Source organism: Amycolatopsis sp. NPDC023774, assembly GCF_040639695.1.
GTDB lineage: Bacteria > Actinomycetota > Actinomycetes > Mycobacteriales > Pseudonocardiaceae > Amycolatopsis.
Map to the genome: position 1 here is coordinate 21,408 of NZ_JBFAAJ010000036.1, position 16,075 is coordinate 37,482.

A 16,075-nucleotide genomic window follows, 5' to 3' on the forward strand; every position below is an offset into this window, starting at 1 on the left:
CTTCGCATACGGAGAGAAACAGGAGGTGACCGGTGTCACCGGACGATGGCTCGGTGGCCGGGACGGGCGAGTTCGCGCTGATCCAGGCGGTCACCAACGGGCGTCGCCAGCCGGCGACCACGTTGCTCGGCCCCGGCGACGACGCGGCCGTGGTGGCCGCACCCGACGGCCGCGTGGTGGCGACCACGGACGTGCTGGTCCAAGGCGTGCACTTCCGCCTCGACTGGTCGAGCCCCGAGCATGTGGGGCGCAAGGCCGTGGCGGTGAACCTGTCGGACGTCGCGGCCATGGGCGCGAAACCGACCACGGTGCTCGTGGGCTTCGCGTGTCCACCGGACACTCCTGCCCGGGTCGTGACGGAGATCATGAACGGCATGTGGGCCGAGGCGACCCGCGGCGGCGTCGGGGTGTCCGGCGGCGACATGGTGAGCGCCGACCAGATCGTGATCAGTGTCACCGCACTGGGCGACCTCGAAGACCGCGAACCCGTGACGCGCTCCGGTGCGCGGCCCGGCGACGTCCTCGCCGTCTGCGGGCGGCTCGGCTGGGCGGCGGCGGGATTGGCCGTGCTGCGGCGAGGGTTCCGTTCGCCGGTCGGGGTCGTGAACGCCCAGCGCTGCCCGGAACCGCCGTATCCGGCCGGGCCACAGGCCGCACTGGCCGGCGCGACGTCGATGATCGACATCTCCGACGGGCTGCTCGCCGACCTCGGGCACGTCGCCACGGCGTCGGACGTCGGGCTCGACGTGCACACCGCGGACCTCGAGATCTCCACGCGGCTGCAGGAAGTCGGCTCCGCGCTCGGCGCCGATCCGCTGCGCTGGGTGCTCACCGGCGGCGAGGACCACGCGCTCGCGGCCACGTTCCCTCCGTTCGGCGAGCTGCCCGCGGGCTGGCGCAAGATCGGCGCCGTGACCATGCCGGGGTCCGGCGTGACCGTGGACGGCAAGGAGTACGGCCACGAAGGCGGCTGGGAGCACTGGCAGCAGCACTAGGCTGTCGCCCGTGGAGATCCAAGCGGTCGCCTACGACCACCCCGACGCGACCAAGCTGATGGCGGAAGTGCAGCTCGAGTACGTGCGCCGCTACGGCAGCGAAGACTCGACGCCGATGGACCCTTCGCAGTTCGCGCCCCCGCGCGGACTGTTCCTCGTCGGCTACCTCGACGGCGTGCCCGTGGCCTCCGGCGCGTGGCGCGCGCACGACGGGCCGGCGCCCGCGTTCGGCCCTGGCGACATGGAGCTGAAGCGGATGTACGTCGTGGAATCCGCGCGGGGCAAGGGTTTCGCGCGCGCGATGCTGGCGGAGCTGGAGCGGACGGCGGTCGCCGCGGGGCGGCTGCGGGCCGTGCTGGAGACGGGCACCGGACAGCCGGAGGCGATCGCCCTCTACCGTTCGTCGGGCTACTGGGAGATCCCGGGTTTCGGCATGTACAAGGACGAGGCCGACAACCGGTGTTTCGGCAAGAACCTCGTGTGACCAACGGGAGACGGCTTTGGCGATCTACGCGCTCGGCGACCTCGAACCTTCGATCCACCCGGACGCCTACGTCCACCCCGACGCCACCGTGATCGGCGACGTGCGCATCGGCCCGCGAGCTTCCGTGTGGCCGCAGACGGTGCTGCGCGGCGACCACGGCTACATCGAGATCGGCGAACGGTCCAACGTCCAGGACGGCTGCGTCTTGCACTGCACCAAGCGGCACCCGACGATCCTCGGGCCGTCGTCGGCCATCGGCCACGCCGTGCACGTCGAGGGCGCGCTGATCGGCACCGGCTGCCTCATCGCGTCGGGTTCGGTGGTGCTGAACGGAACCGTGATCGAGGACGGCGGGATGGTCGGCGCGGGCGCGGTGCTGTCGTACAACTCGCTCGTGGGCCCGGGCGAGATCGCGCTCGGCGTGCCGGCGAAGGTGCGGCCGAACAAGTCGTTCTCCGCCGAGCAGATCGCCACGGTGGTCGATTCGTACGTGCGCCGCGGGGCGCGGTTCCGCGAAGAGCTGCGGCGGCTCGACCCGCCACGGTGACGCCGCTCGCACCGCGCTAGGCTCGCGGGCCGTGACCGCACGACCGCTGCACGAGATCGTCGAAGCCGGCTGGGCGCAGGCCCTCGAGCCCGTGGCCCCGCAGGTCAGCGCGATGGGGGAGTTCCTCCGCGCGGAGATCGCGGCGGGTCGCACGTATCTGCCGGCGGGTGAGCACGTGCTGCGGGCGTTCAAGCAGCCGTTCCACGACGTGCGGGTGCTGATCGTCGGCCAGGACCCGTACCCGACGCCGGGCCACGCGGTCGGTCTGAGCTTCTCGGTGGCGCCCGAAGTGCGGCCGCTGCCGAAGAGTCTCGTCAACATCTACAAGGAGTACGCCGAGGACCTCGGGTACCCGTTGCCGACCAACGGCGACCTGACCCCGTGGGCGGACCAGGGCATCCTGCTGCTCAACCGCGCGCTCACGGTGCAGCCCGGCAAACCGAACTCCCACCAGGGCAAGGGCTGGGAGCAGGTGACCGAGCAGGCGATCAAGGCGCTCGCGGGCCGCGACGAGCCGATGGTGGCGATCCTCTGGGGCCGCAACGCCCGCAACCTGCGGCCGATGCTGGGTGACATCCCGTGCATCGAGTCGGCGCACCCGAGCCCGCTTTCGGCGCACAACGGCTTCTTCGGCTCACGACCGTTCAGCCGCGCGAACCAGGTGCTGGCCGATCAGGGCGCGGCGCCGGTGGAGTGGAAACTTCCCTGAGCCCGTCCGGTCGCGGCCGGCGGCTCCGACCTCCAAGGTGAGAACGACACCCAGGAGGACAGCCATGACCACCACCGTCACTTCCGCCGACGGCACGCCGATCGCGTTCGACACCTACGGCACGGGGTCGCCGGTGCTGCTCGTCGGTGGCGCCGTGAACGACCGGACGACCGTGGCCGCGCTCGCCGCCGTGCTGGCCGAGGCCGGGTTCCAGGGCGTCGCCGTTGATCGGCGAGGCCGTGGTCAGAGCGGGGACGCGCACGTGTACTCGGTGGAACGCGAGCTCGACGACCTGTCGGCTGTGATCGACGCGGTCGGGGGCGCGGCGGCCGCGTTCGGCCACTCTTCGGGCGCGATCCTCGCCCTCGAAGCGGCGGCGCGGGGGCTGCCGATCACGAAGCTGGCCGTGTACGAGCCGCCGTTCATCGTGGACGGTCGGCGGCCACGACCTGGTGAGGACCTCGCGGACCGGCTCAGCGCGTTGATCGCCGCCGACGACCGCGACGGCGCTGTGGAGCTCTTCCTGACCGAAGGTGTCGCGGTGCCGGCCGAGGGCGTGGCCGCGATGAAGGGCCAGCCCGTGTGGGACTGGTTCGTCGGCTACGCGCACACGCTGCCGTACGACATCACCGTGACCGGTCCCGGCGCGCAGTTGCCCGTGGACCGCCTGGCGGCCGTCGCCGTCCCCGTGCTCGTGATGTCGGGCGGCGCCGGCGAAGTGTGGATGGGAGAAGCGGCTCGGGCCGTCGCCGAGACCGTGCCGCACGCGCGTTACGAGTCGATCCCCGGGCAGGACCACGGCGTGCTCAACGCGCCCGAATCGCTGCGCGCGGTGCTGACCGACTTCTTGAGGTGACAAAAATGGAGAGTGCTCATCGAGCACTCTCCATTTCGTCGTGCCAGGCGCTCTACACGAGCACCGGCAACCTCAACCTCGGACGACCTTGCCGGCCTTGATGCACGAGGTGCACACGTTGAGGCGCTTGCGCTGGGACACGCCGATCTTGGCGTGCACCGTCTGGATGTTCGGGTTCCACCGGCGGTTGGTACGCCGGTGGGAGTGCGAGACCGACTTGCCGAAGCCGGGTCCCTTGCCACAGACGTCGCACACGGCAGCCACGTCGAACTCCTCTGGATATGGGACAAAGAATGGCGCCCAGACCAGCTGGGCAACTCGTCCATAGTAACTACTCGTCTCGGGCGGGTCGCCGCGGGGTCGATACGCTCGCGGGAACCAGCGAGGAGGTTACGGGGTGCGGGTGCTGGACGTGGTGGCGGTGTCGGCCTGGTCGGCGGCGTGCGTGCGCAGCCTGGCGGTGCTGCGCCCGGCGATCAACGGCATCAACGTGTACCCCGTCGCGGACTCCGACACTGGTTCGAACCTGCTGCACACCATGACGGGCGCGCGCGACGCGTTGGGCGCGCTGGAGCCGTCCGACGTGGCCGAGGCGCTGACCGTGCTGGCGAAGGGCGCCGTGGCCGCCGCGCGCGGCAACTCCGGCGTGATCATCTCCCAGGTCGTGCGGGGTATCGCCGACTGGGCGGCCGACGGCGGCGACCTCGACGGCGCCGGTCTCGCGGCCGCGCTGGCGCACGCCGACCGGATCGCGACGGGCGCGGTGAGCCGGCCCGTCGCCGGGACGATGCTGACCGTCCTGCACTCCGCGGCTGCGGCTGTGCACGGGGACACACGTCCGCTGGCCGACGTCGCAGCCACCGTCGCCGCGGCCGCCGCGGCCGCGTTGGAGGAGACGCCCAAGCAGCTGCCGGCCCTCGCGAAAGCGGGGGTCGTCGACGCTGGAGGGCGCGGGCTCGTCGCCGTGCTCGACGCGCTGGCCGGCGTGATCAGCGGCACCGCCACCGACCCCGAGCATGAGCTCGCGGCCCCCGTCGAGGCGCCTGCGGTTGCCGAGTCCGCGCCGTACGCGTGGGAGGTCATGTACCTGCTGGACGGCGTCGAGGAGGCGCGGCTGCCGGCGTTGCGCAAGGAGCTGAGCGGCTTCGGCGACAGCGTGACGGTGGCCGGCGACGGTGCGGGCAGCCACGCCGTGCACGTCCACTGCGCCGACATCGGCGCGGCCATCGAGGCGGGGCTGCAGCTGGGCCGCCCGCGCCGCATCCGCGTCGAACCGCTGCTCACACCGACGCCGATCGAGCCGGGCGGCGGGCAGGACCGGTCGGTGGTGGCCGTGGTCCACGGCGGGGGGCTGGCCGAGCTGCTGCGGGCCGAGGGCGTGGCCGTGCTGGCCGTGCCGGACGGCGCGAAACCCGGCGTCGAGGACATGATCGGGCTGTTCAATGAGGCCGCGGGCCGGCACGTGACAGTGCTGCCGGGCGGCCTCGATCTCACGGCCGCGGCCGACGCGGCGGCGGGCCACGCGATGGTGGGCGACCGCGACATCGTGGTGATCCCCTGCACGTCGCCGGTGCAGGTGCTGGCCGCGCTCGCCGTGCACGACGAGAGCCGGCGCGTGAACGACGACGTCGTCGCCATGGCCGAGGCCGCCGCGGCGACCAGGCGTGGCGAGGTGCGGATCGCGGGCGAGGAGTCGCTAACCTGGGTGGGCCGGGCCCAGTCCGGCGACGTGATCGGCCTGGTCGACGACGAGGTGGTGCTGATCGAACCGGCGCCGGCCTCGGAGACGAACCTCGTCGCGGCCGCGATGAGCGTGCTCAACCGGATGCTGACGCTCGGCGGCGAGCTGGTCACCGTGCTGAGCGGGGCTGTCGCCCCGCCGGGCGTGACCGCGGAGCTCGCCGAGCAGCTGCGGCTGGAGCACCCCGAAGTGGAGTTGACGAGTTATGCCAGTGGCCAGGCCGGAGCCGTGCTGCTGATGGGGGTCGAATAGAAATGGCCGGGCTGCGCGAAAAGCTGCCGCTGCTGCTGGGCGCGAAGACGGCGAAAGCGCTGTCGGGTGCGCTCGACATCGAGACCGTCTCCGACCTGCTGCGCCACTACCCGCGCCGCTACGCCGAGCGCGGCGAGCTCACCGACATCGCCGGCCTGGAGCTGGGCGAACACGCGACCGTGCTGGCGCGGATCGAGAAGATCAGCAAGCGCCGCATGAAGTCGCGCAGCGGCACGATCCTCGACATGGTCATCACCGACGGGAAACGCCGGCTGGCCTGCGCGTTCTTCAACCAGGCGTGGCGCGAGAAGGAACTGGCGCCGGGCAAGACCGGCCTGTTCGCGGGCAAGGTCACAGCGTTCCGTGACACCCTGCAGCTGGCCAACCCGGAGTACGAGCTGCTCGACGCCGAACGCGAAGCCGAGGCCGTCGACAACTTCCTGGCCGAGATCATCCCCGTCTACCCGGCGGCGCAGGGCATGCCGACGTGGTCGATCGCGAAGTGCGTGCGGCAAGTCCTCGACGTGCTGGAGGTCGACGCCGACCCGATGCCGGCCGACGTGCTGAAGCAGCACGGTCTGCCCGGTCTCGAACGGGCGTTGCGCGGCATCCACCGGCCCGAGGACTGGGCGCATCTGGAGACCTCGCGCCACCGCCTCAAGTGGGACGAGGCGCTGGCGGTGCAGCTGATTTTCGCCCAGCGGCGCCATTCCGCGGTGTCGCGCCCGGCGAAGGCCAGCCCGCACACCGACGGCGGGCTGCTCGACGCGTTCGACAAGCGCCTGCCGTTCGACCTCACCGCCGGCCAGCGCGCGATCGGCGACGAGATCGCGGCGGACCTGGCGACCGAGCACCCGATGAACCGCCTGCTGCAGGGCGAAGTGGGTTCGGGCAAGACCGTGGTCGCGCTGCGGGCGATGCTGCAGATCGTCGATTCGGGGCGACAGTCGGCGATGCTCGCGCCCACGGAGGTCCTGGCGGCACAGCACGCGCGTTCGCTGCGGGAGATGCTCGGCGAGCTCGGCATGGCGGGGGAGCTGGGGGCCGCGGAGAAGGCCACGCGCGTCACGTTGATCACCGGCTCGATGGGCGCGAAGGAACGCAAGAAGTCGCTGCTGGAGACCGTGAGCGGCGAGGCGGGGATCGTCGTCGGCACGCACGCGCTGATCCAGGACACGGTGCAGTTCGCCGACCTCGGATTCGTGGTGGTCGACGAGCAGCACCGGTTCGGCGTGGAGCAGCGCGACGCCCTGCGTTCGCGCGGTTCGGACTCCACGTCGCCGCACGTGCTGGTGATGACCGCGACGCCCATTCCACGCACGGTCGCGATGACTGTCTACGGCGACCTGGAGACGTCCGCGCTGCGCGAGATGCCCGTCGGGCGCTCGCCGATCAAGACGACCGTGGTGCCGGTGGCCGAGAAACCCGCGTGGCTCGACCGGGCGTGGGAGCGCGTGCGCGAGGAGGTCTCGAAGGGCCACCAGGCGTACGTCGTGTGCCCGCGCATCGGCGACGAGCCCCCGTCGGACAAGAGCGACAAGCGCCCGCCGCTCGCCGTACTGGACGTGGCGCCGGAGCTGGCGGGCGGGCCGTTGAAGGGCCTTCGCGTCGCGGCATTGCACGGCCGCATGCCCGCGGACGAGAAGGACGCCGTGATGCAGGCCTTCGGCGCCGGCCAGATCGACGTCCTCGTGGCGACCACCGTCGTCGAGGTCGGCGTGAACGTCCCCAACGCCACCGCGATGGTCATCCTCGACGCCGACCGCTTCGGCGTGAGCCAGCTGCACCAGCTGCGCGGCCGCGTCGGCCGGGGCAGCGTGCCGGGCCTGTGCCTGCTGGTGACGGAGACGTTGGACGGCACGTCGACTCGCGAACGTCTCGCCGCCGTCGAGTCCACCACCGACGGCTTCGAACTCTCCCGCCTGGACCTCGAACTCCGCCGCGAGGGTGACATCCTCGGCGCCGCCCAGTCCGGGAAACGCTCGGGCTTGAAGCTGCTTTCGCTTCTGCGCGACGAAGACGTGATCACCGAGGCGCGCGCCCAGGCCCAGGAAATCGTGGTGCGCGACCCGACGCTCTCTTCGTACCCTGGTCTCGCCCAGATGGTGTCCGATGTGGTGGACATGGAACGCGCGGAGTACTTGGAGAAGAGTTGACTGCTTCGGAACCGTCGGGTCGTACCGCTGCCGGTGGTTCTGGCTCACGTTCACGTTCGGGCGCTGGCTTAGTGCCTGCTTCGGAGCCTTCAGGCCGTTCGGCTGATTCCGCCTCCAACGCTGTGCCTGCTTCGGGCCGTTCGGCTGACGCCGGCTCTGTGCCTGCTTCGGGCTCTGTTGCTGCGGCTGCTTCACGCCTGGCGACCACTGCTGGCTCGGCTGCCACCGTCCGCCTGGCCGTCGTCGGGGACGCTCCCGGCATCGCCCGCGTCCACGTCGGCTCCTGGCAGGCCGCCTACGCCGGCCTTCTCCCTGCCGACTTCCTTGCCGGCCTCTCGGCGTCCCGCCGCGAACCCGTCTGGGCGGAACGCCTGGCCGCCTCGGCGCCCCGCCACACCGTGCTCGTCGCCGAAACCCCCGACGGCACCATCGCGGGCTTCGCCGCCTCCAGCCCCAGCGACGACGACGATGCCACCCCCGGCACCGGCGAACTCGCTGCGATCTACCTGCTGCCCGAGTTCTGGAGCCAGGGCTACGGCCGCGCCCTCCACGCCGAGGCCCTCACCGCCCTGGCGACTGACTTCTCCACCGCCACCCTCTGGGTCCTCGCTCGCAACACCCGCGCCCGCGCCTTCTACGAACGCACTGGCTGGACCATCGACGGCCGCACCAAGGTCGAATCCCTCGCGAACGGCACGGTCACCATCGAGGAAGTCCGCTACCGCACCTCTCCCCGCGGCTGACCCCTTCGCCTCTCGACGGCGATCACCTTCACCCTGGCCAGGCCTTCAACGCCCGCACGAACAGCCACACCGGCCTCACCACCTCGACCAGCTCGGGGTCCACGTCCGGCGCGGGTTCTGGTCGGCCCACAACTCGTCGCCACTCACCGGCGACACCGAGGTCGAGCCGTACTTTCGCGCCCCGCCGACTCCCTCACGAAACCCAGCCGGTGCCTCGTCCGCCGCGGCCTCCGCGTACAGAGGTCAAGCCCCTAATTCCTTGCTTCCGGCTGTCGATTCCGGCCCGAGGGTCTCTGCTCCGTGCGGCGTGTTTCCGGCTGTCGATTCCGGCCCGAGCGCCTCTGCTCCGTGCGGTGTGTTTCCGGCTGTCGATTCCGGCCCGAGGGTCTCTGCTCCGTGCGGTGTGTTTCCGGCTGTCGATTCCGGCCCGAGCGCCTCAGCCCCGCGCGGCGCGCGCCCGCCCGCCGAGTCGCGCGCCAAAATCCCCAGCCTGTGCCTCCGCCGCGGCCTGCGCCGCCAGTAGCCACGCCCTTGTTCCCGCGCCTTCGCTCGCCGATTCGCGCACCAACGCCTCAGCCGCGCCTCCGAAGCAGCAGTCTTTGCGGCCAGAGGCCAAGCTCCTATTCCGTGCGCCCCACCCGCCGTTTCCCGCGCGAGATCCGGCCTGCGCCGCCGCGCCGGCCTCCGCCGCGAGAGGTCAAGACTCCAGCGCTGCGCGTTCGCCCGTCGGATCCCGCACAAACACCCCAGCCCGCGCCGCCGCCGCCGCAGCCTCCGCCGCCACCCGCGCGTCGGCCGCTGTCACCGGCTCCCGCGAGATGAACAGCCGGTAGAAGATCGGCCCGCTCGCCATTCTCACCACCTCCGCCGCATCTGTCCCGGCCGGCACCTCGCCCCGGGCGATCGCCCGCGTGACCATCACGGCCGAGCGCCCGTGCCGGTCCTCGTAGAACCCGTGCAGCGCCTCCGCCGCCCGCGGGGAGTGGAAGGCCGCCAGCACCGACGCCGTCGGCAGCTCGCGCAGGCCGGGCTCGGTGAAGTACTGCACGAGTTCCAGCAGCGTCTCCGCCAGGTCGCCCGCCAGCGAGCCGGTGTCGGGCGCCGTCCACGGCTGTTCGGTGCCCATGCGCAGCGCGGCGGCCACGAGCCCGTCCGTCGACTCCCAGCGGCGGTAGATCGTGGTCTTGTGCACGCCCGAGCGGTCCGCGACCGCATCCACCGTCAGGTTCGTGAAGCCCCGTTCCGCGAGCAGGTCGAGCGTCGCCTGCAGCACGGCGAGGCGCGTGCGCTCGGTGCGACCACCCGGTCGGCGGGTTCCGGCCAATTCGCTTGCCAAGTGCGACTCCAGTTGCGTTAGTGTGCCCAGTATGCCAGATCTCGACTTCCGCACGTCCTTCTCGCCCGAAGACGTCTCGCTGATCGCCGACCTGGTCGGAGACGCGCGCATCGTCGCGATCGGGGAGAACAACCACCACATCCGCGAGTTCGGCGAGCTCCGCAACCGGCTGCTGCGCCACCTCGTCGAGGAACGCGGCTTCACCGTGCTCGGGTTCGAGTCGGGGTTCGCCGAGGGCGAGCTTGTCGACGGTTGGCTGCGCGGGGCTCCCGGTGACGTCGCCGAAATCGGGCGAGACGGCTTCACCTTCTCCCTCGGCGACTCACCCGAGGCGCACGACATGCTCACCTGGCTCCGCGGCCACGGCGGCGTCCGCTACGCAGGTCTCGACGTCCCGAGCTCCGGCGGCTCACCCGTGCCCGCGCTGAAGGCCGTGCAGCGCTACCTCGAGGACGTCGCCCCCGACGTCGTCTCGCTGGTCGAGGCCGGCCTCACCGCTTCGGAGCCCTACGCGTCCGTCAGCAGCGCCGTCGCCCCTGGCCGCTACGCGGCGATGGCCGCCCCCGCGCGCGACGCCGCAACGGCGGCCTTCACTGCCCTGCTGTCCCACCTCAAATCGCTGGCACCCGTTTACTCGCAGCGGCGCGACCGGGACACTCACGCCATCGCCGAGCACCACGCCCTCGGCGCCCTGCGCATCGACATGTACCTGCGCGAACTGGCGGCGATGATGGCGGGCGTCGCGCCGCCGATGCAGAGTTCTTCCCGCGACGCCTACATGGCGTCGACCGTGAAGCTGCTTCGCCGGCTACACGGCGAAGGCGCGAAGATCGTCGTGATGGTCCACAACGGACACCTCCAGCGCGTCCCCTTCGCCGCGGCGCCAGGCATGATCTTCCCGTCGGCCGGCACGCACCTGGCCGCCGAGTTCGGCGACGACTACTTCGCCCTCGGCGTCACTGCCGGCACCGGGACCACCAGCGGCCTCACCCCGGACGAGGGCGAACGCCTCGGTTTCCGCGTCCACGCCGAAGAGCTACCGCCGCCGGCCGACAACAGCGTCGAAGCCACCTTCGCCGGCTCCGACGCCTGCCTCGTCGACCTGCGTGCCAACCGCGCGAAGGGCGTGGCGGGCCCGACGAGCATGCGCCACGCCCACATGTTCACCCAGGTCGACGTCGTCCAGGCCTTCGACGCCCTGGTCTACCTGCCGACGATGTCGGTCAGTGACCACGTGAACAAGGTCTAGTTCGCCATCAGCGGTTCGAATCGCCGATAGGCGGCGAAATCGCCGAAGTGCCGGGCGTACAGGTCGGCGTCGCGCGTGAGGTCGTCCTCGAGGGCGCGCGCGACGCCGACCACCTGCTTGCAGCGCAACGTGATCAGCTCGCCTTGCTCATTGCGGTGGCTGCCCGTCTCGCCTTCGCCGCGCCGGGCCACGGCTTCGCGGGCGGCTTCTTCGCTCTCGGCGTACACGAGCACGAAGTCTTCGCGGTACAGCGGTTCGTAAGTGGGCGAATCGCTCTTTGCCTCGTAGAGGACAACGGCCACATACGCGTTGTCGCTCATCGTTCCCCCGGGCTGGTCTCATGATCACTTTGGCCGGGCACCGGCGAACGGGCAACCGGTTTTTCACACCCAAACACGGACCAGCCCATCGTGTGACGTCGAGTTGCCGTCGGCGCGCGCCCGGGATACGACGCACGAATGTGGAACCGGACGGCTCGTGGTCTTTTTTCGGCGACAATGGCGTTCCTGCTGGTGGCGGCCGGGAACTCGGTCGCATTCGCGGCCGGCGGCACGCAGGCCAACCCCCCGAGCTGGGCGCTCGACCGGATCGATCAACGGACGGGCCTCGACCAGAAGTACCGCTACGAATCCGACGCCGCCGACGTCACGGTCTACGTCATCGACAGCGGTGTCGACGCCAAGCATCCCGACTTCCAGGGCCGCGTCCAGCCGGGCAAGGACTTCCTGACGACCGGCACCGACACCTCCGACACCAACGGCCACGGCACCCGCGTCGCCGGCATCGTCGCCGGCCGCAGCTACGGCGTCGCCAAGGCCGCGCAGATCTTCCCGGTCCGTGTACTCGACAAGGCCGGCGGCGGGTCCACCGACAACATCATCGCGGGCATCAACTGGGTCGCTCAGAACGCCCACCAGCCAGCCGTCGCCGTGCTCGGCATCGGTGGCGTGGCCAACGAGCAGCTCGACAACGCGGTCGCCGGCCTCGCCGCGGTGATGCCCACCGTCGTTCCAGCGGGCGAAGGTGGCGAAGACGACAGCGAGGTTTCGCCGGCGAGGGTCCCGGCCGCGCTCACCGTCGCGGCGAGTGATGTGCAGGACCAGGTGGCGACTTTCTCGGATTTTGGGACGCCCGTCGACCTCTACGCGCCGGGCGTCGACATTCCGGCGCCGATCGCGGGTTCGTCGAACGTCGGCACGTTATCGGGCACGTCGATGGCCGCGGCCATCGTCGCGGGCGCCGCCGCCGTGTACCGATCCCTGCACCCGGATGCCCCGCCGGCCGACGTCACCAGGGCGTTGGTGCAGGCAGCGACCCCGGACGTGCTGAAAAACGTGCCGTCCGGCACAGCCAACCGACTCCTTTGCACCTTGGCCCCGCCGACGTCCTGACTGTTGCGGCGAGCCTGAGATCCCCGCATCATGCACGCAGGTCGGCGCGCATGATGTCCATCACTTGGACTTCAGCTCCCGGAGGGCGAGAAGAACCGGGTAACGTGCCTTCACTACCGATCCGAAACGGGAAGGACCGGGCATGTTCCGCAAGGTGCTGGTGGCCAACCGCGGTGAGATCGCGATCCGAGCGTTCCGCGCAGGCTACGAACTGGGGGCGGGCACGGTTGCCGTGTTCCCGCACGAAGACCGCAACTCGCTCCATCGGCTGAAGGCCGACGAGGCCTACGAGATCGGGGAGCCCGGTCACCCGGTGCGCGCCTATCTCTCCGTCGAGGAGATCGTCAAGGCCGCCAAGAAGGCGGGTGCCGACGCGGTCTACCCGGGTTATGGCTTCCTGTCGGAAAATCCGGACCTGGCGCTCGCCTGTGAGCAGGCGGGAATCACTTTTGTCGGCCCGAGTGCCGAAATCCTCGAGCTCACGGGCAACAAGGCACGCGCCGTGAAGGCCGCGCGCGAGGCCGGTGTGCCGGTGCTGGGTTCGTCCGAGCCCTCCAGCGACGTCGACGTCCTGGTGGCCGCGGCCGAAGACCTCGGTTTCCCGGTGTTCGTCAAGGCCGTCGCCGGCGGTGGCGGCCGCGGCATGCGGCGCGTCGAGGACCCGGCGATGCTGCGCGAGTCGATCGAAGCCGCGGCCCGCGAGGCGGAATCGGCGTTCGGCGACCCGACGGTGTTCCTCGAGAAGGCCGTGGTCGAGCCGCGGCACATCGAGGTGCAGATCCTCGCCGACGGCGAGGGCAACGTCATCCACCTCTACGAGCGCGACTGCTCCGTGCAGCGCCGCCACCAGAAGGTGATCGAGCTCGCGCCCGCGCCGAACCTCGACCCCGAGCTGCGCGACCGCATCTGCGCCGACGCCGTGCGCTTCGCGCGCCAGATCGGCTACCACAACGCCGGCACCGTCGAGTTCCTGCTCGACCGCGAGGGCAACCACGTGTTCATCGAGATGAACCCGCGGATCCAGGTGGAGCACACGGTGACCGAGGAGGTCACCGATGTCGACCTCGTGCAGTCCCAGCTGCGCATCGCCTCCGGCGAGACGCTGGCCGATCTCGGCCTCTCGCAGGACAAGATCTACCTGCGCGGCGCCGCGCTGCAGTGCCGCATCACCACGGAAGACCCGGCCAACGGCTTCCGCCCCGACACCGGCATGATCAGCGCCTACCGCTCGCCGGGCGGTTCCGGCATCCGGCTCGACGGCGGCACCGCGTTCTCCGGCACGGAAATCAGCGCCCACTTCGACTCGCTGCTCGTGAAGCTCACCTGTCGCGGCCGCGACTTCAAGACCGCAGTGGGCCGCGCCCGCCGCGCCGTCGCGGAGTTCCGCATCCGCGGTGTCTCCACGAACATCCCGTTCCTCCAGGCGGTGCTCGACGACCCGGACTTCCGCGAAGGCCGCGTCACCACGTCGTTCATCGAGGAACGCCCGCATTTGCTCACCGCCCGCCACTCGGCGGACCGCGGCACGCGCCTGCTCACCTACCTGGCCGACCAGACGGTGAACCGCCCCCACGGCGAGCGCCCGCGCACCCTCGACGCGACGGCGAAGCTGCCGAAGCTGCCCGCCGACGTGACCCCGCCGGACGGCTCGAAGCAGAAGCTCACCGAGCTCGGCCCGGCCGGCTTCGCCCGCTGGCTGCGACAGTCGCCGATGCTCGGCGTCACCGACACGACCTTCCGCGACGCCCACCAGTCCTTGCTCGCCACGCGCGTGCGCACGAAGGACCTGCTGGCCGTGGCCCCGGTCGTCGCCGCGACTGTGCCACAGCTGCTGTCCCTCGAGTGCTGGGGCGGCGCCACCTACGACGTCGCCCTGCGCTTCCTGGCCGAGGACCCGTGGGAGCGCCTTGAGCAGCTGCGCGAGGCCGTGCCCAACATCTGCCTGCAGATGTTGCTGCGCGGCCGCAACACCGTGGGCTACACGCCGTATCCCACCGAGGTGACGCACGCGTTCATCCAAGAGGCGACCGCTACGGGCATCGACATCTTCCGCATTTTCGACGCCCTCAACGACGTCGAGCAGATGCGGCCGGCCATTGAAGCCGTGCGCGAAACCGGCACCGCAGTCGCCGAAGTGGCGCTCTGCTACACCTCCGATCTGTCCGATCCGAACGAAAATCTCTACACGCTCGACTATTACCTCAAGCTGGCCGAGCAGATCGTGGGCGCCGGGGCGCACATCCTGGCCATCAAGGACATGGCGGGCCTGCTCCGCGCGCCGGCCGCCGCGAAGCTCGTGACGGCGCTGCGCAGGGAGTTCGACCTCCCCGTGCACATCCACACGCACGACACCGCGGGCGGCCAGCTGGCCACCTACCTCGCCGCCATCCAGGCGGGCGCGGACGCGGTCGACGGCGCCGTGTCGTCCATGGCCGGCACCACCTCGCAGCCGTCGCTCGGCTCGATCGTCGCGGCGACCGACCACTCCGACCGCACCACGGGCCTCGACCTGCAGGCGATCGGCGACCTCGAGCCCTACTGGGAGAGCGTGCGCAAGATCTACGCGCCGTTCGAGGCCGGCCTCGCGTCGCCCACCGGGCGCGTGTACCACCACGAAATCCCGGGCGGCCAGCTCTCCAACCTGCGCACGCAGGCCATCGCGCTGGGCCTTGGCGACCGCTTCGAGGACATCGAGGCCATGTACGCCGCGGCCGACAAGATCCTCGGCCACCTCGTGAAGGTCACGCCTTCGTCCAAGGTGGTCGGCGACCTGGCACTGCACCTGGTGGGCGCCGGCGTCTCACCCGCAGACTTCGAGGCCGAGCCCAACAAGTTCGACATCCCGGACTCCGTGATCGGCTTCCTGCGCGGCGAGCTCGGTGACCCGCCGGGCGGCTGGCCGGAGCCGTTCCGCACCAAGGCTCTGGAGGGCCGTTCGGCGGCCAAGCCCGTGGCGGAACTGTCCGAAGAGGACCGCAAGGACCTCACCGACAACCGGCGACGCGCCCTGAACCGGCTGCTCTTCCCCGGCCCGACGAAGGAGTTCGAAGCGCACCGCGAGGCCTACGGCGACACGAGTGTGCTGTCCAGCAAGGACTTCTTCTACGGTCTGCGCCCGGGTGAGGAGTACTCGGTCGACCTCGAGCCCGGCGTCCGGCTGCTCATCGAACTGGAAGCCATCGGTGAGGCCGACGAGCGCGGTGTGCGCACCGTGATGTCGACGCTCAACGGCCAGCTGCGGCCGATCCAGATCCGCGACCGCTCCATCGCCTCGGACATCCCGGCGACCGAAAAGGCCGAGAAGGGCAACCCGAAGCAGATCGCGGCTCCGTTCGCGGGTGTGGTGACGCTGCAGGTGGCGGAAGGCGATCAGGTCGCGGCCGGCGCGACCGTGGCGACGATCGAGGCCATGAAGATGGAAGCTTCGATCACCGCGTCGGCGGCGGGCAAGGTCGGTCGGTTGGCGATCACCTCCGTTCAGCAGGTCGAGGGCGGGGACCTCCTCATCGTGCTCGAATAGCGCGCCGCGGCGCCAGTTTCGACCGTCGCGAACGGTCCATTCATGCCATCAAGGCGCGAATGGACCGTTCGCGCCGTTTCGGGCTCGTCTCGACCG

The 16,075-nt window shown here is 70.8% G+C and carries 14 protein-coding genes; 11 read left to right on the forward strand and 3 right to left on the reverse strand.

The window, feature by feature from the left end:
* Positions 1-32 precede the first annotated feature (32 nt).
* The 5 genes from AB0F91_RS40520 to AB0F91_RS40540 all read left to right on the forward strand — a co-directional run bounded on the left by AB0F91_RS40520 (position 33) and on the right by AB0F91_RS40540 (position 3,591).
* Positions 33-995: a thiamine-phosphate kinase gene (locus AB0F91_RS40520; RefSeq protein WP_360606696.1), complete on the forward strand. Its 963-nt coding sequence runs from the start codon at positions 33-35 to the stop codon at positions 993-995.
* Between the two features lie 10 nt (positions 996-1,005).
* Positions 1,006-1,479 carry a GNAT family N-acetyltransferase gene (locus tag AB0F91_RS40525; protein ID WP_360606698.1) on the forward strand — a complete coding sequence of 158 codons (474 nt, stop codon included), beginning with the start codon at positions 1,006-1,008 and terminating at the stop codon, positions 1,477-1,479.
* Between the two features lie 16 nt (positions 1,480-1,495).
* Positions 1,496-2,026, forward strand: coding sequence for a gamma carbonic anhydrase family protein (locus tag AB0F91_RS40530; protein WP_360606700.1), 531 nt, complete (start codon positions 1,496-1,498; stop codon positions 2,024-2,026).
* A gap of 31 nt (positions 2,027-2,057) precedes the next feature.
* Positions 2,058-2,735 (forward strand): uracil-DNA glycosylase, encoded by a 678-nt coding sequence (locus AB0F91_RS40535; protein WP_360606702.1) that lies wholly within the window; start codon positions 2,058-2,060, stop codon positions 2,733-2,735.
* 64 nt (positions 2,736-2,799) lie between these two features.
* Positions 2,800-3,591, forward strand: a complete 792-nt coding sequence (locus tag AB0F91_RS40540; RefSeq protein WP_360606704.1) for an alpha/beta hydrolase — start codon at positions 2,800-2,802, stop codon at positions 3,589-3,591.
* Between the two features lie 72 nt (positions 3,592-3,663).
* On the opposite strand, the gene rpmB is transcribed toward AB0F91_RS40540, so the two are convergent.
* Entirely contained in the window at positions 3,664-3,855 is a 192-nt protein-coding gene (rpmB, locus tag AB0F91_RS40545; RefSeq protein WP_091623274.1) for a 50S ribosomal protein L28, read from the reverse strand.
* 133 nt (positions 3,856-3,988) lie between these two features.
* Here rpmB and AB0F91_RS40550 point away from each other — a divergent pair, with 133 nt between their 5' ends.
* From AB0F91_RS40550 to AB0F91_RS40560, 3 genes are all read left to right on the forward strand, one after another.
* Entirely contained in the window at positions 3,989-5,584 is a 1,596-nt protein-coding gene (locus AB0F91_RS40550; RefSeq protein WP_360606706.1) for a DAK2 domain-containing protein, read from the forward strand.
* 2 nt (positions 5,585-5,586) lie between these two features.
* Positions 5,587-7,740, forward strand: a complete 2,154-nt coding sequence (recG, locus tag AB0F91_RS40555) for an ATP-dependent DNA helicase RecG (RefSeq protein ID WP_360606708.1) — start codon at positions 5,587-5,589, stop codon at positions 7,738-7,740.
* Between the two features lie 158 nt (positions 7,741-7,898).
* Positions 7,899-8,483 carry a GNAT family N-acetyltransferase gene (locus tag AB0F91_RS40560; protein WP_360606709.1) on the forward strand — a complete coding sequence of 195 codons (585 nt, stop codon included), beginning with the start codon at positions 7,899-7,901 and terminating at the stop codon, positions 8,481-8,483.
* A gap of 697 nt (positions 8,484-9,180) precedes the next feature.
* Here AB0F91_RS40560 and AB0F91_RS40565 read toward each other — a convergent pair.
* Positions 9,181-9,819, reverse strand: coding sequence for a TetR/AcrR family transcriptional regulator (locus tag AB0F91_RS40565; protein WP_360606711.1), 639 nt, complete (start codon positions 9,817-9,819; stop codon positions 9,181-9,183).
* Positions 9,820-9,850: 31 nt separating this feature from the next.
* Between AB0F91_RS40565 and AB0F91_RS40570 the strand changes: the two genes are divergently transcribed.
* Positions 9,851-11,068 carry an erythromycin esterase family protein gene (locus tag AB0F91_RS40570; protein WP_360606713.1) on the forward strand — a complete coding sequence of 406 codons (1,218 nt, stop codon included), beginning with the start codon at positions 9,851-9,853 and terminating at the stop codon, positions 11,066-11,068.
* Here the strand turns inward: AB0F91_RS40570 and AB0F91_RS40575 are convergent.
* The gene (locus tag AB0F91_RS40575; RefSeq protein ID WP_360606715.1) at positions 11,065-11,388 is read right to left on the reverse strand and encodes a DUF4288 domain-containing protein; all 324 of its coding nucleotides are present in this window, start codon (positions 11,386-11,388) and stop codon (positions 11,065-11,067) included. The genes AB0F91_RS40570 and AB0F91_RS40575 overlap by 4 nt on opposite strands.
* 177 nt (positions 11,389-11,565) lie before the next feature.
* Between AB0F91_RS40575 and AB0F91_RS40580 the strand changes: the two genes are divergently transcribed.
* Both AB0F91_RS40580 and AB0F91_RS40585 read left to right on the forward strand, forming a co-directional pair.
* Positions 11,566-12,459 (forward strand): S8 family peptidase, encoded by an 894-nt coding sequence (locus AB0F91_RS40580; RefSeq protein WP_360606717.1) that lies wholly within the window; start codon positions 11,566-11,568, stop codon positions 12,457-12,459.
* A gap of 142 nt (positions 12,460-12,601) precedes the next feature.
* Positions 12,602-15,979: a pyruvate carboxylase gene (locus AB0F91_RS40585; RefSeq protein ID WP_360606719.1), complete on the forward strand. Its 3,378-nt coding sequence runs from the start codon at positions 12,602-12,604 to the stop codon at positions 15,977-15,979.
* Positions 15,980-16,075 lie beyond the last annotated feature (96 nt).